The organism is Stenotrophomonas forensis, assembly GCF_028752115.1.
Taxonomy (GTDB): domain Bacteria; phylum Pseudomonadota; class Gammaproteobacteria; order Xanthomonadales; family Xanthomonadaceae; genus Stenotrophomonas; species Stenotrophomonas forensis.
In genome coordinates this window covers 177,218-197,193 of the sequence record NZ_CP082270.1, presented here as the reverse complement: position 1 = coordinate 197,193, position 19,976 = coordinate 177,218, and the positions used below count along the sequence as shown (strand labels likewise).

The 19,976-nt window shown below is 67.7% G+C and carries 20 protein-coding genes; 7 read left to right on the top strand and 13 right to left on the bottom strand.

The features are described 5' to 3' along the window. Positions 1 to 54 precede the first annotated feature (54 nt). Positions 55 to 657, bottom strand: coding sequence for a lysophospholipid acyltransferase family protein (locus tag K5L94_RS00920; protein ID WP_008266991.1), 603 nt, complete (start codon positions 655 to 657; stop codon positions 55 to 57). Between the two features lie 4 nt (positions 658 to 661). Then, the gene (gene arfB / locus K5L94_RS00915; protein ID WP_004153612.1) at positions 662 to 1,093 is read right to left on the bottom strand and encodes an alternative ribosome rescue aminoacyl-tRNA hydrolase ArfB; all 432 of its coding nucleotides are present in this window, start codon (positions 1,091 to 1,093) and stop codon (positions 662 to 664) included. A gap of 133 nt (positions 1,094 to 1,226) precedes the next feature. Between arfB and K5L94_RS00910 the strand changes: the two genes are divergently transcribed. After that, positions 1,227 to 1,754 (top strand): DUF2059 domain-containing protein, encoded by a 528-nt coding sequence (locus K5L94_RS00910; RefSeq protein ID WP_010487093.1) that lies wholly within the window; start codon positions 1,227 to 1,229, stop codon positions 1,752 to 1,754. A 76-nt stretch (positions 1,755 to 1,830) separates the two neighbouring features. Here the strand turns inward: K5L94_RS00910 and K5L94_RS00905 are convergent, their stop codons facing one another. Further along, entirely contained in the window at positions 1,831 to 2,574 is a 744-nt protein-coding gene (locus K5L94_RS00905) for a pseudouridine synthase (protein ID WP_274511664.1), read from the bottom strand. Between the two features lie 107 nt (positions 2,575 to 2,681). Then, on the bottom strand, positions 2,682 to 3,281 hold the full coding sequence (locus K5L94_RS00900; RefSeq protein ID WP_425507574.1) for an O-methyltransferase: 600 nt from the start codon (positions 3,279 to 3,281) through the stop codon (positions 2,682 to 2,684). A 152-nt stretch (positions 3,282 to 3,433) separates the two neighbouring features. Here K5L94_RS00900 and K5L94_RS00895 point away from each other — a divergent pair, with 152 nt between their 5' ends. The 4 genes from K5L94_RS00895 to K5L94_RS00880 are packed head-to-tail and all read left to right on the top strand — an operon-like array spanning position 3,434 to position 6,566. Continuing rightward, on the top strand, positions 3,434 to 4,045 hold the full coding sequence (locus tag K5L94_RS00895) for a PIG-L deacetylase family protein (protein ID WP_053511859.1): 612 nt from the start codon (positions 3,434 to 3,436) through the stop codon (positions 4,043 to 4,045). Further along, positions 4,045 to 5,184 (top strand): glycosyltransferase family 2 protein, encoded by a 1,140-nt coding sequence (locus K5L94_RS00890; RefSeq protein ID WP_004153603.1) that lies wholly within the window; start codon positions 4,045 to 4,047, stop codon positions 5,182 to 5,184. The genes K5L94_RS00895 and K5L94_RS00890 overlap by 1 nt, the downstream gene beginning before the upstream one ends. Continuing rightward, positions 5,171 to 5,776: an LbetaH domain-containing protein gene (locus tag K5L94_RS00885; RefSeq protein ID WP_053511860.1), complete on the top strand. Its 606-nt coding sequence runs from the start codon at positions 5,171 to 5,173 to the stop codon at positions 5,774 to 5,776. The genes K5L94_RS00890 and K5L94_RS00885 overlap by 14 nt, the downstream gene beginning before the upstream one ends. Positions 5,777 to 5,780: 4 nt before the next feature. Beyond that, positions 5,781 to 6,566 carry a YaiO family outer membrane beta-barrel protein gene (locus K5L94_RS00880; protein WP_053511861.1) on the top strand — a complete coding sequence of 262 codons (786 nt, stop codon included), beginning with the start codon at positions 5,781 to 5,783 and terminating at the stop codon, positions 6,564 to 6,566. Positions 6,567 to 6,620: 54 nt separating this feature from the next. On the opposite strand, the gene ubiB is transcribed toward K5L94_RS00880, so the two are convergent. Beyond that, positions 6,621 to 8,276, bottom strand: coding sequence for a ubiquinone biosynthesis regulatory protein kinase UbiB (gene ubiB / locus K5L94_RS00875; protein WP_004153600.1), 1,656 nt, complete (start codon positions 8,274 to 8,276; stop codon positions 6,621 to 6,623). Continuing rightward, positions 8,273 to 8,908 (bottom strand): ubiquinone biosynthesis accessory factor UbiJ, encoded by a 636-nt coding sequence (locus K5L94_RS00870; RefSeq protein ID WP_004153599.1) that lies wholly within the window; start codon positions 8,906 to 8,908, stop codon positions 8,273 to 8,275. The genes ubiB and K5L94_RS00870 overlap by 4 nt, the downstream gene beginning before the upstream one ends. 451 nt (positions 8,909 to 9,359) lie before the next feature. On the opposite strand from K5L94_RS00870, the gene ddlA reads away from it, so the two are divergent. Continuing rightward, complete coding sequence (gene ddlA, locus K5L94_RS00865; protein ID WP_053511129.1) at positions 9,360 to 10,445, top strand: D-alanine--D-alanine ligase; 1,086 nt, start codon at positions 9,360 to 9,362, stop codon at positions 10,443 to 10,445. A 96-nt stretch (positions 10,446 to 10,541) separates the two neighbouring features. Here the strand turns inward: ddlA and K5L94_RS00860 are convergent, their stop codons facing one another. From K5L94_RS00860 to oleC, 3 genes are all read right to left on the bottom strand, one after another. Beyond that, positions 10,542 to 10,697, bottom strand: a complete 156-nt coding sequence (locus tag K5L94_RS00860) for a DUF1328 domain-containing protein (RefSeq protein ID WP_004153593.1) — start codon at positions 10,695 to 10,697, stop codon at positions 10,542 to 10,544. Positions 10,698 to 10,779: 82 nt separating this feature from the next. After that, positions 10,780 to 11,772, bottom strand: a complete 993-nt coding sequence (gene oleD, locus K5L94_RS00855) for a 2-alkyl-3-oxoalkanoate reductase (protein WP_049458119.1) — start codon at positions 11,770 to 11,772, stop codon at positions 10,780 to 10,782. Continuing rightward, on the bottom strand, positions 11,769 to 13,427 hold the full coding sequence (gene oleC / locus K5L94_RS00850) for an olefin beta-lactone synthetase (protein WP_053448486.1): 1,659 nt from the start codon (positions 13,425 to 13,427) through the stop codon (positions 11,769 to 11,771). The genes oleD and oleC overlap by 4 nt, the downstream gene beginning before the upstream one ends. A gap of 104 nt (positions 13,428 to 13,531) precedes the next feature. On the opposite strand from oleC, the gene K5L94_RS00845 reads away from it, so the two are divergent. Continuing rightward, a complete protein-coding gene (locus K5L94_RS00845; RefSeq protein ID WP_049458121.1) occupies positions 13,532 to 13,963 on the top strand; it encodes a YkgJ family cysteine cluster protein in 432 nt (143 codons plus the stop codon). Between the two features lie 115 nt (positions 13,964 to 14,078). Here the strand turns inward: K5L94_RS00845 and K5L94_RS00840 are convergent, their stop codons facing one another. From K5L94_RS00840 to K5L94_RS00825, 4 genes are all read right to left on the bottom strand, one after another. Then, on the bottom strand, positions 14,079 to 14,969 hold the full coding sequence (locus tag K5L94_RS00840) for an alpha/beta fold hydrolase (RefSeq protein ID WP_274511653.1): 891 nt from the start codon (positions 14,967 to 14,969) through the stop codon (positions 14,079 to 14,081). A gap of 140 nt (positions 14,970 to 15,109) precedes the next feature. Continuing rightward, positions 15,110 to 16,126: a 3-oxoacyl-ACP synthase III gene (locus K5L94_RS00835; RefSeq protein ID WP_004153587.1), complete on the bottom strand. Its 1,017-nt coding sequence runs from the start codon at positions 16,124 to 16,126 to the stop codon at positions 15,110 to 15,112. A 102-nt stretch (positions 16,127 to 16,228) separates the two neighbouring features. Then, on the bottom strand, positions 16,229 to 16,546 hold the full coding sequence (locus tag K5L94_RS00830) for a DUF4156 domain-containing protein (RefSeq protein ID WP_005407628.1): 318 nt from the start codon (positions 16,544 to 16,546) through the stop codon (positions 16,229 to 16,231). A gap of 179 nt (positions 16,547 to 16,725) precedes the next feature. Further along, complete coding sequence (locus K5L94_RS00825) at positions 16,726 to 19,575, bottom strand: M16 family metallopeptidase (RefSeq protein ID WP_053448483.1); 2,850 nt, start codon at positions 19,573 to 19,575, stop codon at positions 16,726 to 16,728. Between the last annotated feature and the right edge of the window lie 401 nt (positions 19,576 to 19,976).

The window sequence follows — 19,976 nt, the reverse complement described above, 5'->3', positions numbered from 1 at the left end:
GCGCTCGCCCGGCATGTGCCGGACGTGGCGTCTATGCGGGGCCTGCCGGCCGGCTCAGACCGTGCCGCGGGTCTTGCCGATCCAGGGCCGGTAGAACTCGCGGATGGCGGCCATGTCGGCCGCGTCATCACCGCTGGGCGTGAACAGCGGCCCGATGCCGATGGTCTTTTCCGGGTAGTGGAAGTACGCGGCCAGGATCGGCACGTCGGCCATCCGCGCGATCTTCAGGAAACCGGCCTTCCAGTCCTTCACCGCCTTGCGGGTGCCCTCGGGGGTGATCGCGAACCACATCTTCTCGTTGTTGCGCAGCAGGTCCACCGCCTGGCCGACGGTGCCCTGCGGCGAGCTGCGGTCGAGCGGAATCACGCCCAGCTTGTGCAGCAGCGGGCCCAGCGGCCACCAGAACAGCGAGGCCTTGCCCAGCACCTTCACCTTCATGCCCAGCGCGATCTTGGCCGCCATGCCCCACAGTCCGTCCCAGTTGGACGAATGCGGCGCGATGATGAACACCAGCCGGGGGATGTCGGGCAGGGTGCCGGTCACCTTCCAGCCGCCCATGCGCAGGGTGCAGCGCGCCAGCCAGCGCAGGAAGGCGTTGGGTTTGACCTGCGGCATCTGCGGCGGAACGGCCGGCAGCAACGGAGTCGGGTTGTTCAAGCAATCACTCCCAGTCACGTGATGAGCGCCCGCGCTTGATCTGCGCGCGCCCGCGTTTGGCGTCCAGACGACGCAGTTTCGACCCGAGGGTCGGCTTGGTGGCCTTGCGCGGTTTGGGCACGCTCAGCCCGGCCTGGATGAAGGCCGCCAGCCGATCGCGCGCATCCTCGCGATTGCGATCCTGGGTCCGGAACCGTTGCGCATCGATGACCAGCACGCCTTCGCCGGTCATGCGCCGGTCACGCCGCGCCAGCAGGCGGGTGCGCAACGGCTCGGGCAACGAGGGCGAGTTGGCCACGTCGAAACGCAGTTCCACCGCGGTGGAGACCTTGTTGACGTTCTGCCCACCGGCGCCACTGGCACGCACGAACCGCTCGACGATCTCGCCGTCGGGGATTTCAAGCTGCGCGCTGATGGTGACCGGTCCACTGCCCATCCGCGCATTGTAGCGGCAGCCACGTCCCGCAGTGCGGCATCGCGCACCGTATGCCGCCGATCAGGTACCGAACACGCCGCCTTCGCCTTGGCTGCGGGTATGCTGGCTGTCCCATGTACCGCAGGAAGCCCGCATGACCCGCACCGCACCCGCCCTGCCGTCCCTGCTGCGTCGCGCCGCCCTGCTGCTGGCGCTGGCCGTGGCCAGTGTGCCGGCCCTGGCCGCGCCGCCGACCGATGGCGACATCAACCGCCTGCTCTCGGCCTCGCGCGCGCAGAGCATGATCGACACCATGCTGCCGCAGATCGAAGCGATGCAGCAGCAGCAGTTCCAGCAGGTGGCCGCGCAGCGCCAGCTCAACGCCCAGCAGCAGGAGCAGCTGAAGCGGATCCAGGCGCGGACCAGCCAGACCCTGCGCCAGGCCCTGTCATGGCAGCAGCTGCGGCCGATGTACGTGGACCTCTACAAGAAGACCTTCAGCAAGGAAGACGTGCTGGCGATGGCCGAGTTCTACGAGAGCGCGGCCGGCCAGAGCCTGCTGGACAAGACCCCGGCGCTGATGCAGAACGTGATGGTGGCCATCCAGGCGCGAATGCAGCCGCTGTTCGCGGACCTGCAGAAGGACCTGGAAGCGATCGTCAACGAGCCGGAAAAGAAGTGAGGTCGTGCCGGCCGCTGGCCGGCTCCCCCAGTACATCTGGAATCGCGTAGCTGCCGGCCAGCGGCCGGCACTGCCGTCAAGCGGTATCCACCTGCCAGCCGAACAGGTCCAGCGCCTTCTGGAACGCAGGGTCCAGCGGCGCGCGTACATCCACAACGCCACCGTCGGGATGCGGGAACCGCAGGCGCTCGGCGTGCAGCAGCATGCGGTGCACGCCCTGCATGCGGAAGATGCGGTTGTGGCGGCCATCACCGTGGCTGGTGTCGCCGATCATGTGGTGCGACAGGTGCTTGAGGTGGCGACGGATCTGCCGGAAGCGCCCGGTCTGCGGCTGGCAGCGCAGCAACGCATAACGCGAACTGCTGAACTCGCCGATCGGCACCGACAGCTCGCCGGTGGCCAGGCGCTGGAAATCGGTGATCGCCGGCTTCTTCACCGGCTTGCCCGGGCCGCCGTCCAGTTCATGGTCGACCTGCCAGGCGAGCTCGGCCGGCCAGCCCCGGCACACGGTCAGGTAGTCCTTCAGCACTTCGCCGCCCATCAGCGCCTTGCCCAGCGCGCTGGCGGTATCGCGGTCGAAGGCCAGCAGCAGGCAGCCGCTGGTCGCCCGGTCCAGGCGATGGACCAGGAAGATCGGGCGGCCCAGCTGCTCGCGCAGGCGGTCGGCCAGGAAATCGTCTTCGCCACGGGCCAGCTTGCTGTCGTGGACCATCAGCCCGGCCGGCTTGTTGACCACGGCCAGGCGCTCATCCAGGTGCAGCAGCTGCAGGGGTGCGGTTTCGGTCTCGACCGCAGCGAGGGTGTCGGGTTCGGTGCTCACCGCGGGATTATAAGGGCCTGCTTCCTGTAGAGCCGAGCCCATGCTCGGCTGCTCTGCGCGACCGGCAACGACGTGCCAACCAAGGTTGGCACCTACCTATAGAGCAGTCAGGCGTTGCGCACCGCCAGCAACTCGCCATTGCCCACCGGCACCAGGCTGGTGCTGAACGCCTCGTCGGCAGCCAACAGGGCGCGCAGCGGTTCCATCTGCGCGGCGTGCGAGATCGCGTTGTCCACCACCAGCAGGCCACCGGGCCGCAGCACGCGCCGCAACTGCGGCCACCAGCCGGCGTACTGTTCGCGGTCCGAATCGAGGAACAGCAGATCGAGGCTGGCCTCGGCGGCCTGCGCAAGCCACTGCCCGGCATCGGCGTGGACCAGCGTGATGCGCCCTGCCAGGCCACTGCGCGCGAACGTCGCTCGCGCCATCGCCACCTTTTCTTCGGCGCACTCCAGCGTAGTCACGTGGCCGCCGATGGCGGCGGCGGCTTCGGCCAGCCAGAGCGTGGAGTAGCCATTGGAGGTGCCGATCTCCAGCACGCGCCGTGCTGCACCGAAACGCACCAGCACCGACAGGAACTCACCGGTCTGCGGCGTGATGTTGAGCATTCGCCGGGCACGTTCGGTCTCGCGTGCGTCGTTATCGGCACCGAAACGCGCCAGTTCGTCCCTCAATACCGAAAGCTGCATCGCTGTCGCCTCTTTCATTTGCCGCGTCAGGGCGGCCATTGTGGCCGATCAAGTCACATTTTCAGATTGATCCTAATCTTTCGCGTTGCTCGAGTTGCGATAGTTCCGCCTCTTTCGCGCGGGACGTTCCACCTGCCCGCCGCTCCCACGGTTTTCGCAAGGACACGGCCATGGCCTTCGACATTCTGGCAATCGGCGCCCACCCCGACGACATCGAACTCGGCTGCGGTGGCAGCCTGGCCAAGCTGGCACGCACGGGTGCGCGCATCCATGCGCTGGTGCTCAGCCGCGGCGGCCGCGGGTGCCACACCGGTATCGACCGCAGCGATGAATCCCACCGCGCCCTGCACCGGCTCGGAGTCGGCCACGTGATCCAGCAGGATTTTCCGGACACGCGTTTCCCGGGCTGCCGCAACGACATCATCGCGTCCATCGAGCAGGCCTGCGCCACGCTCGTGCCGCATCGCGTCTACACGATGTGCGGCGAGGACCATCACCAGGATCACCGCACCGTCCACGAGGCATCGATCATCGCCTGCCGCAGTGTCCCGCAGATCCTCTGCTACGAGAGTCCCAGCACCCTGCCGCAGTTTGCACCCCAGGTATTCGAAGACATCAGCGCGCAGCTGGACCTGAAGATCCACGCCCTGCGCGAGCATGCCAGCCAGAGCGATCGCCAGTACATGCAGGAGGACCATCTGCGCTGCCACGCACAGTTCCGCGGGCAGCAGATCGGTATCGGCCCCAGCGAGGGCTTCCTGCCCCATCGGCTGGTGCTCTGATGAAGACGCTGCTGTTCCTGGCCATGTGCGTCTTCATCCTGGTGCGTATCTGCATGCTGCTGTCGCGCCGGCCGAGTACGCACCTGTACAGCATCGACGCGATCGTTCCGGCCTACAACGAAGCCCCGTGCCTGGAGCGCTCGTTGACCAGCCTGTTGCAGAACCCTTACCTGGCCCGGGTGATCTGCGTGAATGATGGCTCCACCGATGACACCGCTGCGGTGCTCGATGCGCTGCAGGCACGCTGGCCGGGGCGTCTGGTGGCGGTGCACCAGGCCAACACCGGCAAAGGCGGGGCATTGATGCACGGCCTGCAGCACGCCACCGCCGAACAGGTGTTCCTGACCGACGCCGACACCCATATCGATCCGCGCGGGCATGGCCTGGGATACCTGCTGGACGAAATCGAGCGTGGGGCCGATGCGGTCGGCGGCGTGCCCTCGTCCAGCCTGGAAGGCGCCGGTTTCCTGCCGCATGTGCGTGCCAGCCTGAAACTGCCGATGATCGTGATCAAGCGCAGCTTCCAGCAGTGGCTGGGCGGCGCGCCGTTCATCGTGTCCGGCTCGTGCGGCCTGTTCCGCACCTCGGTGCTGCGCAAGGTCGGCTTCTCCGACCGCACCCGCGTGGAAGACCTGGACATGTCCTGGTCGCTGGTCGCGCAGGGTTACCGCGTGCGCCAGAGCGTGCGCTGCGTGGTCTACCCGCAGGAGTGCAACACGCTGGTGGAGGAATGGCGGCGCTGGCGGCGCTGGATCGTCGGCTATGCGGTCTGCATGCGCCTGCATCGCGGCCTGCTGCTGACCCGCTTCGGCCTGTTCAGCATCCTGCCGATGATGCTGCTGGCGCTGGCCGGCATCGTGCTGACCCTGCAGGTCTGGTTCGGCGCGGCGATGCTGCATGGACCCGCCGGCCTGGCATTGGCGGTGATGCCGCTGTTCTGGATAGGCGTGGTCATGCTGCTGGCGCTGATCAGCGCCATCCATCATCGCCGCGCCTGGCTGGTGCCTGCCGCCGCCTTCTCGATGCTGTATGTACTGCTTGCCTATGCGATCTGGGTGATGCACGGCCTTGCCGGGCTGTTCACCGGCCGCGAGCCGGTACGCGACAAGCCGACGAGGTATCCGCATGTGGTGGAATGATCTCAGCGCCCTGGCCGATGCGCTCCCGGCACTGGCGTCCCACATTGATTCCAGCGCCCAGGTGTCGCCACGTGCAACCGTGCAGGGGACCGTGTGCATCGGTGCCGGCAGCCGCATCTGCGACGGAGCCCATCTGCAGGGCCCGATATCGATCGGCCGTGATTGCCTGATCGGCAACAACGCGCTGCTGCGTGGCCCGCTGCGCATCGGCGATGGCACCCGCATCGGCTTTGCCAGCGAACTGAAGAACGCCTTGATCGGCGAAGGCGTCAGCATCGGTCCGCAGTGCTTCATCGGCGACAGCCGTATCGATGCCCGCGCCTACCTTGGCGCGCTGGTGCGCACCAGCAACCATCGCCTGGATGGCGCGACGGTCGCCGTGCACATCGGCGGCGCCGTCATCGACAGCCAGCGCGACAAGCTTGGCGCGTGGATCGGTGAAGGCGCCTCGCTGGGCGTCGGCGTGATCATCCTGCCCGGTCGCATCATCGCACCGGGCAGCCAGTTCGGACCGCGCATCACCGTGGAACGAAACCTGCCGCCGGGCCGTTACCGGCTGCTGCAGTCGCTGCATTCCCAACCCCTGGAGTAACCCCATGCGATTGATCTTCCGTGACGCGCTGCCGTGCGCCCTGTTGCTGGCTGTGTCCAGCGCCCATGCCGGCGTCGACCGTGTTTCGATGCAACTGGACCATGCCGACTACACCGACAGCTTCGGCAAGCGCGACGTGCAGACCCTGGACGTGGCCGGCCGCAACGGCCACAGCCGTTGGCACCTGGGCCTGGCCCATGGTGAACGCGACTTTGGCAGCAGGCGCTTCAGCGGCAACCGCGTACAGGGCTCGCTGCACCAGCGCTGGAGCCCGCGCTTGTCCACCCGCACCGCCGTCACCGCGTCCAACGATGATCCGGTGTTCGTCAACCGCCAGGTCAACCAGGACCTGCAGTGGAAGGTGGCGCCGCAGACCGTGCTCAGCGTGGGCGGCAAGTACGCGCAGTATCACGCCGGCGCGTACGTGAGCGGCTGGTCGGTGGGTGCCTCGCATTACTTCCCGCGCGTGACCGCCTCGCTGCGCCACGAGCGGCACCGTCAGTCCAATGGGCCCGACGGCCATGGCACCACGCTGTCGCTGCGCCTGAAGGACGCCCAGGGCCGCGGTTCAACCCAGCTGTGGCTGGGCACCGGCACGTCCGGCTACGCGGCAGAGTCCGATCCGCTGCTGCTGCGCGAACACGATGCGCGGCGTGCCTTCCTGCGCCGCAGCCAGCCGCTGGGCGAACATCTGGTGCTGGACATGGGCATCGGCAAAACCTGGCACAAGACCCGCCTGGACACCTTCCAGAGCGTGCAGTCGCACGTGGGCCTGGGCTACCACTGGTAAAAACCCGGGGTGGGTCGGCGGCATGCATCGCCGCCGGCCCTCAGCCTGACGGGCTCAGCGCCACCACGCGCGCAGCAGCGCCACCGCGCCAACCGCGCCGGACAACCAGCTCCACATCGGCAGGTCGCCCCAGTACCAGCCCGGCGGTTGCAGCACGTACATCAGCGCCGCGATGGCCAGCAGGCCAACGCCGGTGATCGCACCCACCGCGCGTTTCTGCAGGCGCTGCAGGCTGGCATCGAGCGCCACCAGATCGCGCGAGCGCATCGCCAGTTCATGGCGGCCTTCCACCTGCTGGGTCAGCCAGGCGTGTACCAGGCGCGGCATGTCCGGCGCATGGGTCATGATTTCCGGCAGGCGCTTGCCGATCTCGCGCACCACCCTGCGCGGGCTGTAGCGCTCGCGCAGGATCTTCGCCAGCACCGGCTTGGCCACTGCCCAGATGTCGATCTGCGGATCGAGCTGGCGGCCGACACCTTCGATGTTCAGCAGGGTCTTCTGCAGCAGGATCAGCTGCGGCTGCAGGGTCAGCTGGTAGCGCTGCGCCACGCGGAACAGCTTCATCAGCACTTCGGCCAGCGAAATCTGCGACAGCGGGCGGGTGAAGTAGGGTTCGCACACCGAACGCACGGCCGCTTCCAGATCATCGATGCGCACGTGGTCCGGCATCCAGCGCGCCTGCACGTGCAGTTCGGCGATGCGGCGGTAATCGCGGTTGAAGATGGCCATGAAATTCTCGGCCAGGTAGTACTGATCTTCCTGCGAGAGCTGGCCCATGATGCCGAAGTCCAGCGCGATGAAGCGCGGGTTGGCACGGCGCGCCGGATCGGTGTCGACCCAGATGTTGCCGGCGTGCGCGTCGGCATGGAAGAAGTTGTCACGGAACACCTGGGTGTAGAACACCCGCACGCCCTTGGCGGCCAGCGCCTTGCGGTCGATGCCGGCCTTGTCCAGCGCGGCGATGTCATCGGACGGAATGCCCCATACGCGTTCCAGGGTCAGCGCACGCTCGGCGGTGTGGCTCCAGATCACTTCCGGTACGTACAGATCGTCGCTGTTTTCCCAGAAGCGGCGCAGCACGCTGGCATTGGCGCCTTCGCGCTGCAGGTCCAGTTCGGCAGCCAGGGTGTTCTCGACTTCGGCCACCACTTCACGCGGGCGGATCTTGTCGGCACGTGGATGGGTGCGCTCGACCAGCGCGGCCAGCGAGTTGAGCAGGGCGATGTCGGCGTCGATCTGCTTCTCGATGCCTGGGCGCAGCACCTTGACCACCACCTGGCGGCCGTCGGCGAGCGTCGCTGCGTGCACCTGCGCGATCGAGGCCGAAGCCAGCGGTTCGGTGTCGAAGCTGGCAAACGCCTCGCTCACCGGCAGGCCGAGTGCTTCCTCGACGATGCGGCGCGCGGTATCGCCATCGAACGGCTTGACCCGGTCCTGCAGCAGGGTCAGCTCGTTGGCCACGTCCGGCGGTACCAGGTCGCGGCGGGTCGACAGGATCTGGCCGAACTTGACGAAGATCGGCCCGAGGTCCTGCAGCGCCAGGCGCAGGCGCGCACCGCGCGATTGTGCGGCGATATCGGCCGAGGCGCGCGGCACGAACGGCTTGGCCAGGCGCAGCCAGCGCTCGGCCGGCGTGCCTTGCAGCAGATCGTCCAGGCGGTAACGCAGGATCACCCGGCCGATGCGGCTGGCCCGAAGCACGGCCTTCATGCGGCACCCCGCAGGCGCTGCACGCGTGCGCCCAGGCGCTCGACGTCATCGCGCAGCACGTCAACGTCATCATGGAAGGCATCCAGCTCGGCGCGCGGCACCACATCACGCGATTCCTCGGTGATGAACTCGGCAGCGCTGTGGGCCAGATCGATCGCGCCCTGGCGTGCGTGCTGCAGCGCGCTGCGCAGGGTGTTGGCGACCTGCACGCCCAGCACCTCGCCGAATACGCTGACGAACGGCTGCTGCCAGTCCGGATCGAAGCCCTTGGCCAGCTGCTGCAGGCGGCGCGCCAATTCGGCGTCGCCGGCTACGCGCACGCGGCCCTTGCCGGTGCTGTCGGCGCGGCGCGCGTTGGCCAGCAGTGGCAACTGCGCCAGCACGCCGGCCAGGCTGCTGCGCACTGCCAGATCGGCTTCCTGCGTGTCGACCGGGCCGACCCGCAGCTGATCGCCCTCGACGCTGATGCGCATCGCCAGCGAAGGCGCTTCCAGGGTCAGGTCGATATGCCGGCCGTCGAGGCTGGCCAGCGCATGTCGGGTATCCGGATCCAGCGCGAGGGCGCGGTTCAGGGCGATCTGCAGGGCGCGGCCAGCGACCGGCTTGAGGGACTTGAGCAGGGAGAGAGCCATGTGCGCATTCTACCTGCGTGGGTGGGGGGCTTGGGCCGGGCTGCCGCCCGGCACCCGCAGATGCAACTGCCAGAGCAACGGCCGAAGCAACAGCGGGCAGTCCGTGGGTTGGCGGGGTGGGTCCGGTTGCGGGGGACGCCGTAAACCCCCCTCCGGGGTCCGGCCCAGCCGCTGGCGGCTGTGCGTTCGGGCGCTTGCGAAGCAGTGCTTCGCAAGCAAAGCGCCCTCACCCTTGGGGGCTTGGCCGCGGCATCCATGCCGCGGACACCCCCGCAACCGGACCCACCCCGCCTTCGACAGGTTCCTGCTGCTGTGGGTGGGTGTCGACCTTGGTCGACACGGTAGATCCACGCCATGCGTGGATGGAATTCTGGTTCATCTGTGCCTCACCTGGGTGGCAGCGGAAGGTTCATGCTGTACGGCCACGCAACGCACAGGACATCGCAACGCCATGGCACGGACCCGGGTCGGCATCATCTTCGGGGGCAGGTCCTCCGAGCACGAAGTTTCGCTGCAGTCGGCGAAGAACATCCTTGATGCCCTCGACCGCGAGCGCTTCGAGCCGGTGCTGGTCGGCATCGACAAGCAGGGCCAGTGGCATCTGAGCCAGCCGGACACCTTCCTGCTCAATGCCGATGATCCGTCGCGCATCGCGCTGCATCGCTCCGGCCAGTCGCTGGCGGTCCTTCCCGGCACGGAGCAGGCGCAGCTGCAGCCCTCCGATGCGGCCAGCGTGCTGGGCCAGATCGATGTGGTGCTGCCGATCGTGCACGGCCCGCTGGGCGAGGACGGTGCGCTGCAGGGCCTGCTGCGCATGGCCAACCTGCCCTTCGTGGGTTCGCCGGTGCTGGGCTCGGCGGTGGCGATGGACAAGGACGTGACCAAGCGCCTGCTGCGCGATGCCGGGCTGCAGGTGGCGCCGTGGCTGTGCATCCGTCGCCACCAGGCCGCGGCGGTCGATGTCGAGGCGGTGATCGCGCAGCTCGGCCTGCCGTTGTTCGTGAAGCCGGCCAACCAGGGTTCATCGGTCGGCGTAAGCAAGGTCAAGGACGCGGCCGGCTTTGCCGAGGCGCTGGAACTGGCGTTGCGCTATGACCACAAGGTACTGGTGGAGTCGGCGGTGGTCGGCCGCGAGATCGAGTGCGCGGTGCTGGGCAACGAACAGCCGCAGGCCAGCCTGTGCGGTGAAGTGGTAGTGCACGACGAGTTCTACGCCTACGACACCAAGTACATCAACGAGGGCGGTGCCGACGTGGTGGTGCCGGCGGCCATCGATGCTGCAACCCAGGCCCGCATTCAGCAGATCGCGCTGCAGGCCTACCAGGCGCTGGAGTGTGCCGGCATGGCACGCGTGGATGTGTTCCTCACCGCAGACGGCGAGATCGTCATCAACGAGGTCAACACGCTGCCGGGCTTCACCCGCATCAGCATGTACCCGAAGTTGTGGGGTGCCAGCGGCGTGGACTACACCACGCTGATCACGCGGCTGATTGAACTGGCGCTGGAGCGCCATGGGGCTGACAGGCAGCTTCTGTAGCGTCGAGCCATGCTCGACGAAGGGCGTGCCGACCAACGGTCGGCACCCACCGGAGAAAACAGTGCCGGCCAGCGGCCGGCACTGCCCTGCGGTCTTCTACCCGCGCTTGCGGAACATCGAGATCACTGCCAGTACCAGGAACACAACGAACAGGATCCAGGCGATGTTGCTGGCAGCACCGGCAATGCCGGAGAAGCCGAGCACGGCGGCGATGATGGCGATGACAAAGAAAATGACGGCGTAATGCAGCATGGCGCTCCTCGCAGATGTCCGGGCCGTTGGATGGCGTGGGTCCATCCTCCCGATCTGGCGGTGTGCAACCGGTGATGGCGATCTATGCGGCAGATGAAGCCTTCAGCCTGCGCAGCCCTTCTTCGATGCTGACCTGCGGCACGTAGCCGAAATCGCGACGTGCCGGCTCCATGCTGTACCAGTGCGGCGTACACAGCTGCTCGGCCAGGAAACGGGTCAACGGCGGTTCGCCACGCAGGCGCAGCAACGGCCACAGCCGCTCGCAGACCGCGCCGATGCGGTAGGCGGTCCTGAAGCTGATCGCCTTGTCCACCGTCGGCGCCCCCACGGCGGCCAGCAGCTTGTTGACCAGCTCGCGCATCGGCAGCGGTTCGCCGTTGGAGATGAAGTACGCCTTGCCAGCGCAGGCCGCGCCCGGTGCCAGGGCTTCGAAGGCGAGGAAGTGCGCCAGCGCGGCGTTGTCGATGTAGGTGGTATCGACCTTGTTGTTGCCGTCGCCGACCAGGCGCAGGCGACCCTGCCGCGCGCGCTCGGCCAGGCGCGGCACCAGCTGCTGGTCGCCGGGCCCCCAGATCAGGCGCGGGCGCAGCGCTACCGTCGCCAGCGTCGCATCGTTGGCGGCCAGCACGCGTTGTTCGGCAATCGCCTTGGTCGCCGCATACGGTGCCTGGAAATCCTCGCCGTACGGCACCTCGTCGGCGCCGAGGCCTTCCACCGGGTGGGTCGCGCGGTGGGTCACGCTGGGCGTGGAGGTGTAGACCAGCCGGCTGATGCCATGCGCGCGGCACGCGGCGATGACGTTGTCAGTGCCGACCACGTTGGCCTGGTGGTAGCTGTCATAGCTGCCCCAGGCGCCAGCCTTGGCGCCGTTGTGGAACACCGCATCGACGCCAGCCACCGCATGCAGCACCGCCTGCGCATCGGCCAGGTCGCCACGGATCTGGCCCACGCCCATCGCCTGTAGTTCCGGGTAGTGGCTGCGGTTGAACGCCAGCACCTGGTGGCCGCGTTCGACCAGCCCGCGGCACAGCGCCTGGCCAAGGAAACCACCCCCACCGGTGACCAGGATCTTCATGCGCGCTTCTCCAGTTCGGCGCTGGCCCAGACGGCGAGCTTCTCGCGGCCGATCTTGGCGTTGTGACGGATATCGACGGGGAAGGCCGGATGCACCAGGAAGTGCTGCAGGCCGGCCTCAGGCACGCGGGCTGCTGCGTGAGCGCGCAGTGCTTCCTGCAGTGCCGGGCTGTCGGACTGGCCACGCTGCAGTTCTACGCACAGCACCGGCACCTGCGCACCTGCGGCGCCAACACCGACCAGCGCGCTGCGCGCCACGCCAGCGACGGTGTTGAACACCGGCTCGACCTGCTCGGTGTACAGCGGCCCGCGTGCGGTTTCCACGCGCTGCGTCTTGCGCCCGCAGAACCACAGGCGGCCCTGTGCATCGAAGTACCCTACGTCGCCCATGCGGTGCACGATGCGGATGCTGCCATCGGCCAGGGTTTCGCTGATCTTCGCTGCCGCGGTCGCCTGCGGGCGGTTGAAATAGCTGTCGGTGGTGGTCGGCCCGGCCACGGTGATCTCGCCCACCTCACCGGTGGCCAGCACGCGTGCCTGCCCCCAGTCCGGCAGCGGGGCATCATCGATGGCGATGATGCGCACCTCGTTCGGCTCCACCACGCTGCCCACGCAGGTGCCGGCGCCGGCCTCGGTGGCGGCGCGGGTGCGCTCCAGCTCGCGGCCTTCGACCACGGCCACCGGCAGGCACTCGGTGGCGCCATACGGGGTCCAGAACTGCGCATCGGCCGGCAGCAGGCGGCGGATGGTGGCGACCACGTCCGGCGGCACCGGCGCACCGGCCGAGGTCACCCGGGTCACGGTCGGCAGCGGCCGGCCATGCCTGGCCAGCACGCGCATGAGGGCCGGCGAACCGAACAGCTGGGTCACGCCGAAGCGCTGGATGGCGTCGTGCAGTCGCGCCGGATCGGCCTGTGCCGGCCGCGTCGGGTCCATGTCCGGGATCACCGAGGTCAGGCCCAGCGCCGGATCGAACAGCGCGAACGGCGGGAAGGTCGGCAGGTCCACCCCACCCGCTTCCATGCCGAACGCGCTGCCCAGCAGCTGGATCTGGCCGACGAAGTGGCGGTGACGGTAGACCACGCCCTTGGGCACGCCGGTGGAGCCGCTGGTGAACAGGATGGCGGCCATGTCCTCGCCATCGGTGCCGGCCAGCATCGGCCCACCGTTGGCGCCTGCGCGCTCGAGCGCGGCCAGGGTGGTTCCACCCCAGCCGAGGCGGCGGCCGACAGTGACCAGACGGGTCGCCGAAGGCGCCCAACGCAGCGCCAGCCGCGCCACATGCGCCAGCGGGATGCCGATGAAGGCCTCCGGCTGCGCCTCGTCCAGGCATTGCTTCAGCGCACGCCTGTCGATGCCGGGGTCGACCAGCACCGGCACCGCGCCCAGCTTGAACAGCGCGAACATCAACAGGAAGAACTCCGGCGACGGCCGCACCATCACCACCGTGCGCACGCCGCGGCCGATGCCGTAGCCGGCCAGGCCGGCCGCCATGGCATCGCTGCGCGCGTCCAGCTGGCGGTAGTCCAGGGTCACGTCATAGGCCGCCATGCCATTGCCGGCACCGCGGCGGCCGGGGCAGCGGATGGCGATCTGGTCGGGGCGTTCGCGAGCCAGTTCAGGCAGGCGGGCCGCAATGTTGCAGGGTCCGTTCATCCGTTCATTGTCGCCGCTTACGGAATTTCTTGCGCGGCGGCTCACTTCGTGGAAAATCCGCACCCTCGTTCCTGATTCCGACTGCCGCCCGAGGCGGCTTGCCCATGCAACATCCCTGCATGACCTGCGGCGCCTGCTGCACCCAGTACCGCGTGGCCTTCCACTGGATGGAATCGGACGAGGTCACTCCCGGCGGCGTGCCGCACCAGCTCACCGAGGTGCTCGACCCGCATCGCCTGTGCATGCGCGGCACCCACTCCAAGCCGGTGCGCTGCGTGGCGCTGGATGCGCAGATCGGCGTGTATTCACGCTGCACCATCCACCCCAACCGGCCCAGCGTGTGCCGCGAGGTGGATGCGTCGTGGGAGTACGGCAAGGCCAGCCCGCAATGCGACAAGGCGCGCATCGCCTATGGCCTGGATCCGCTGACGCTGGCCGACTGGCGCTGGCGCGACGAGGCCGGGAACGATGACGGTCATCCGGACGACAACGGCAACAGCCCGTCCTCACCACCGCAGGCACCGGTCGCGGCGTAGTGGTAGTGCCGGCCGCTGGCCGGCAACCTCATGAACCTGGCCGGTGTGCCGACCAACGGTCGGCACCTACCCGTTGCCTCTTCCGGTGGGTGCCGACCGTTGGTCGGCACGCCCCTCAGACCGGGTTCTTGTCCAGGAACGCGCGGATTTCCGGCACCAGCACGTCGTGCTTGTCTTCCAGCACGTAATGGCCGGCATCCTCGAAGGCATGCACCTGGGCCTGCGGCAGCGCGGCCTGGAAGCCCTTCAGGAAATGATGGTCGAACACGAAGTCGCGCAGGCCCCAGCCGAGGAAAGCCGGGCGGTCGGCGAACGACGGCAGCGCCTTGCCGGCGCGCTCCAGCAGCGACCAGGCCTTGTCGGCCGGTGACAGCGGGATGTCCTGCATGAAGCGGATGGTGCTGATGCGGTTGGCGTAGCTGTTGTACGGCGACACATACGCACGGCGCACATCGGCCGGCATCTTGCGCTCCACGCCCAGCCACGAGGCGCCGGACGAGAAGGCATTGAAGGTGCGGATGATCCACTCACCGATCTTCCAGTGGCGGCCCAGCGCGATCTGCCACGGCATCTTCTTCGCCGCGGGCATCGGGAACGCGGCGGTGTTGAGCACCACCAGGCGCTTCACCTGCTCGTGGTGCGACAGCGCCCAGCCGAAACCGATCATGCCGCCCCAGTCGTGCACGGCCAGGGTCACCGGGCCGGTGATGCCCAGATGCTTCAGCAGCGCATCGAGGTCGTCCACGCGCGATTGCAGGGTGTATTCGTAGCGGCTGTCGTCCGGCTTGTCCGACAGGCCCATGCCGATGTGGTCCGGCACGATGCAGCGGTACTTGTCCGACAGGCCGGCCACCAGCGTGCGCCAGTAGTAGCTCCACGACGGATTGCCGTGCACCATCACCACCACCTCGCCGTCGCGCGGGCCTTCGTCGAGATAGTTCATCGACAGGCCGGGGCGCACGTCGAAACGCTGCGGGTGGGCGGGGTAACCGGGAAGATCGCGCATGCGGAGCACCTAGGGAGAATCGCGGCGCGGTATAGAGCCGAGCCGATGTTCGGCTGCTCTCCGGTCCGCTGCGGAAGAGCCGCGCTGCGCGCGTGAGCCGAGCATGGCTCGGCTCTACAGGAGGTCGGGCAGCGGGCTGCTTACCAGACCACTTCAGCCATCGAGCAGTTCAGGCCCGAGCCGATGCCCAGAAGCGCGATGCGATCGCCCTTCTTCAGCTTGCCCAGCTGCTTGAGCTTGCTCAGCACGATCGGCACCGAGGCCGGACCGATGTTGCCGTGCTCGCCGAAGATGGTCATGACCTTCTTCGGGTCGATACCGAAGTTCTTGATGAACGCAGCGGTGTGCGGCTGGCTGACCTGGTGGATCACGAACTGGTCCAGCTCTTCCACGGCCCAGCCCAAGGCGATCTTGGCGGCAGTGAAGGTCTTCTGGGCCAGCTTGATGCCTTCGATCAGCAGCAGGCGGGTGTCGGTGACCATGCGGTCCAGGTTGCCCAGGCACAGCTGGTTCCACTCGGTGGCCGAGCGGGTCACGCCGCCCTTGTAGCGCGGGGCGTCCGGCACCAGTTCCGAGCGCGCCATCACCATCGCGGCGGCGCCCGAACCGGTGGTCAGCGCGGCCAGCTCGTTGCGGAAATCGTCGGCGGTGACGTCCGGGGCGGTCATGCGCTCCAGGGTCTTCTCGTACACCAGGTTGGCGGTCTCGCCATCCACCACCAGCGCGTAGTCGATGTCGCCGCGCTCGATCATGCGCGCGGCGATATCCATGCCGTTGATGAAGGCCAGGCAGGCATTGGCGACGTCGAAGGTCATGCACTCGTCGCTGACGCCAAGGTTGCCGGAGACGATCGACGCCGTGGACGGCTCCAGGTAATCGCGGCTGACCGAGGTGTTGACCAGCAGGCCGACCTGGGTCGCGGTGATGCCCGCGTCTTCCAGCGCCTTGCGCCCGGCCATGGTGGCCGCATCGGAGGCCAGCACGCCGTTGTCCCACAGGCGGCGCGCGTGGATGCCGGCGATGTCGCCGAGCACGTCGGTGCGGATACCCAGGCGGTCCAGCGTCGGCTGCAGCCGCTCGTTGATTTCCTTGGTCGTCAGCGTATGCGGCGCGTCGACGTGTGCCAGGCCGGCGATCGAGACATTCTTGAAGAGCATCGAGGTTAGCGCCAAGGCTCAGGCAAAAGGGGGCGCTATTCTATAACTCCCGGGCTTTCACCGCATCTTTACGAATTCAGGCTTGCCCGTATGGTGAAGCGTTCAGCGCGGCGGGCACTGGAACGCGGCGAAGCGCTGGCTGCCGTCGGCTGGAGCCGCGGCGGCCTGCACGGCGTTGGCGCCGGCACTCGGGGCCTCGTTGCGGGCCAGGGTTTCCAGCTCTTCCTGCACGCGCAGCGGGTTGCGGTTGTAGAAGCCGACCTTGCTCTTCACGGTGACCACCACCTCGCCCTTGGCGATGCAGCCGGCCGGAACCGGGCCTGCCGGCAGCACGCGGGTCGCCTTGCCGGCCGGTTCGATCGGCACCCAGGTGCAGGCGGTGACGGTGAGCAGCAGGGAGGAAAGCAGCAGAACGCGCATGGGCAGATCCTGGAAGGGTATGGGGGGATTCTGCCTGAACAGCCTGAATCGGGGGTAGCCGGGCTCGGGGTCGGATCCCCCGCAGGGGGCTCTGACCCCGCCTTCGGGTCACGGCGTTGCCGGCCAGCGGCCGGCACTACCGGGGGAGGCCTGCCCGCCGTGGCGGGCAGGCGCATCCCTTATTTCTTGACCGGGTTGCCTTCGGCGTCGATCACCGTCACCTCGCCCAGGTTCAGCGCGCGCACGGCCGCTTCAGTCTGCTTGAGGTCACCCACCACCACCCAGGTCAGCGCCTGCGGCTTGATCTCGGCCGCGGCCTGCTGCACCTGCGCCGGGGTCATCGCCTCGATTTCGGCCTTGCGGCGCAGCACATAGTCGTCCGGACGCTTGAACTGCACGATCGAACCGATGGTCGACGCCACCGCGCTGGCGGTCTCGTAGGCACCGGGCAGGCTCAGGGTCTGGATGTTGCGGATGCGGTTGACCTCGGCAGCGGTGGCCGGCTTGCTGCCATCGGCGAACGCGGCGATTTCCTTGCGCATCTCCGCCATCGCCGGGCCGGTCTTGTCGATCTGCACCGGCGCACTGGCCATCCACGGACGCTGACCCACCGAATTGACCGCGCTGCTGCGCGCACCGTACGACCAGTGCTTGTCTTCGCGCAGGTTCATGTTCAGGCGCGAGGTGAAGTCACCACCGATCACGCCGTTGGCGATGTCGAAGCGGGTCGAGCTGGTGGCGCTGGATGGCGACACCACCTGGCCGGCGAACAGGTTGGCCTGCACCGCACCCGGCTGGTCGATCAGGAACACGCGCGGGCCCTTCGGCAGCGCGACGTCGGTGGCGGCCTCCACCTGCGGGGCGTCGCCACTGGCCTTCCAGTCGCCCAGCTGCTTGTCCAGCAGCGGCACGATCTCGGCCAGCGTGGTGTCACCGACCACGATCAGGGTGCCGTTCTGCGGGCGCAGCCAGTCGTGGTGGAAGTCGACCAGGTCTTCGCGGGTCAGGCCGTTGATCGCCGCTTCGTCACCGCTGCCGGTGAACGGAATGGCGTACGGGTGGCCCTTGCCGTACAGCAACGGCGGCAGCACGCGCATCGCCACCGCACCCGGGTTGACCTTCTCCTGCTGAATGCCGGCGATCCAGGTCGCCCGGACCCGGTCGATCTCGCCCTGCTCGAAGCGCGGCTCGCGCAGCAGGTCGCGGTACAGCGCCAGCGACGGAGCCAGGTTCTCCTTCAGCGCGGACAGGTCCACGCTCATCGAATCCAGGCCGGCCGAGGCATCCAGGCTGGCGCCCAGTGCGTCGGCAGCATCGGCGAAGGCCAGCGAACCCAGCTTGCCGGCGCCTTCGGTCATCAGGCTCATGGTGAAGTTGGCGGTGCCCGGCTTGCGGCCCTGGTCGGCACTGAAGCCGCCCGGGAACTGGTAGCTGAACTGCACCACCGGGATTTCATGGCGTTCGGCCAGGATCACCTGGGTGCCGTTCTTCAGCGTGGCGCGCTGCAGTGCCGGGAACTTCAGCTGCGGGAACTCGCGGGTCTGCGGCACGCCGGCCTTGCGGTCCACCTGCTCGGGCAGGGTGCTGTACTTCGGGTCCACCGCCGGCACGGTGAACGGCTTCGGCGTCTGGCTCGGGTCTTCCTTCAGCGCCACGCGCTCACCCGGCTCGATCACCAGGGTGTGGCTGCCCTTGTCCAGCCACTGCGCACCCAGACGGCTCAGGTCGGCGGCCGTGGCCTTGTCGATGTTGGCCAGCGACGTGCGGAAGCAGCCCGGGTCGCCGGTGAACACGGCGCACTCGGCCAGCGCGTCGGCCTTGCCGCCAAAACCACCGATGCGCTCGATGCCGCGGATGAAGCCGGCGCGGGCACCGGTCTTGGCGCGTTCAAGTTCGGCCGCGGTCGGACCCTGCTTGATCAGCCGGTCCAGTTCCTCATCGATGATCTTCTCGACCTTGGCCGGGTCCTGGCCCTGCTTCACGGTCGCCACGATCACGAAGTTGGAGCCCAGCTGCGAGGTCGACAGGCCCGAACCGATGCTGTCCACCAGCTTGTCCTGGTGCTGCAGGCGCTGGCTAAGGCGCGAGGACTTGGCGCCACCGAGTACCTGCGCGAACAGCTGCAGCTGATCGATATCGGTGGTGCCGACCTGCGGCACGTTCCAGGCGCGGTAGATGCGTGGCTGCGGCACCTTGTCGGTCATCGTCTCGCGGCTGTCGGCACTGCGCTTGGCCACGTTCACCGCCGGTTGCGCCATGGTCGGACCGGCCGGGATGCTGCCGAAGTACTTGGCGACCTTCTCCTTGGCGGTGGCCAGGTCGATGTCACCGGCCAGCACCAGCACTGCATTGTTCGGGCCATACCAGGTGCGGAACCAGGTCTTCACGTCGTCCAGCGAGGCCGCGTTGAGATCGTTCATCGAACCGATCACACCGTGGTGGTACGGGTGGCCGACCGGGTACAGCGCCTTGTTGATCTGGTCCCAGGCCTGGCCATAGGGCTGGTTCTCGCCCTGGCGCTTCTCGTTCTGCACCACGCCACGCTGCTCGTCCAGCGCCGCCTGGTCGATCGCACCGACCAGATGGCCCATGCGGTCCGATTCCATCCACAGCGCCATGTCCAGCGCGGTGGTCGGCACGTTCTCGAAGTAGTTGGTGCGATCGGTATTGGTGGTGCCGTTCTGGTTGGTGGCACCGACCTGCTTGAACGGCTCGAAGTACTCGCCGTCGTGGTTTTCGCTGCGCTGGAACATCAGGTGTTCGAACAGGTGCGCGAAGCCGGTGCGGCCGGCCGGTTCGTCCTTGCTGCCCACGTGGTACCAGACGTTGACCGCCACGATCGGCGCCTTGCGATCGGTATGCACGATCACCCGCAGGCCGTTGGGCAGGGTGAACTGCTCATACGGGATATCGACCCTGGCCGGGGCAGCCGGCTTGGCGGCCAGCACAGGGGTGGGCGCAAGCGTGCCCAGGGCGGTGCTGAGGGCGACAGCCAGCAATGCAGCGCGCGGGCGAAGGGCGAGAGACATATCCGGATCCTTGGTCACGTAGGTGAACCCCGATCCTAGCGTGCGCACGCAGCGGCAGGAATCGGTCGCCAGTCACTGGGGGTGTTTGCCCTGATGCGCCATTTCGGCCCCTCGCTGCGGCCTTCTGGCAGGTCACATGCGGCGGCAACCCGCGTCCGGACAGTGTCCGTCGCCCATCGAATGGACAGGTGTCCGCCCAGCGGACACTTTTCAGATCGGAAAAAGCCTTTCAAATCAATCACTAAAAGTTGGCACGGGGATTGCTTGGTATTTCCTGCGCCAGGAAGGGCTTCAGACGCAAGATGACTGAAGACTGAACAAATGCAGGAAATCGAAAATTTTCCTTGCAAGCCCAGAATCGGTGTACTACCTTACTACCACACCACTGATCACCAACACTA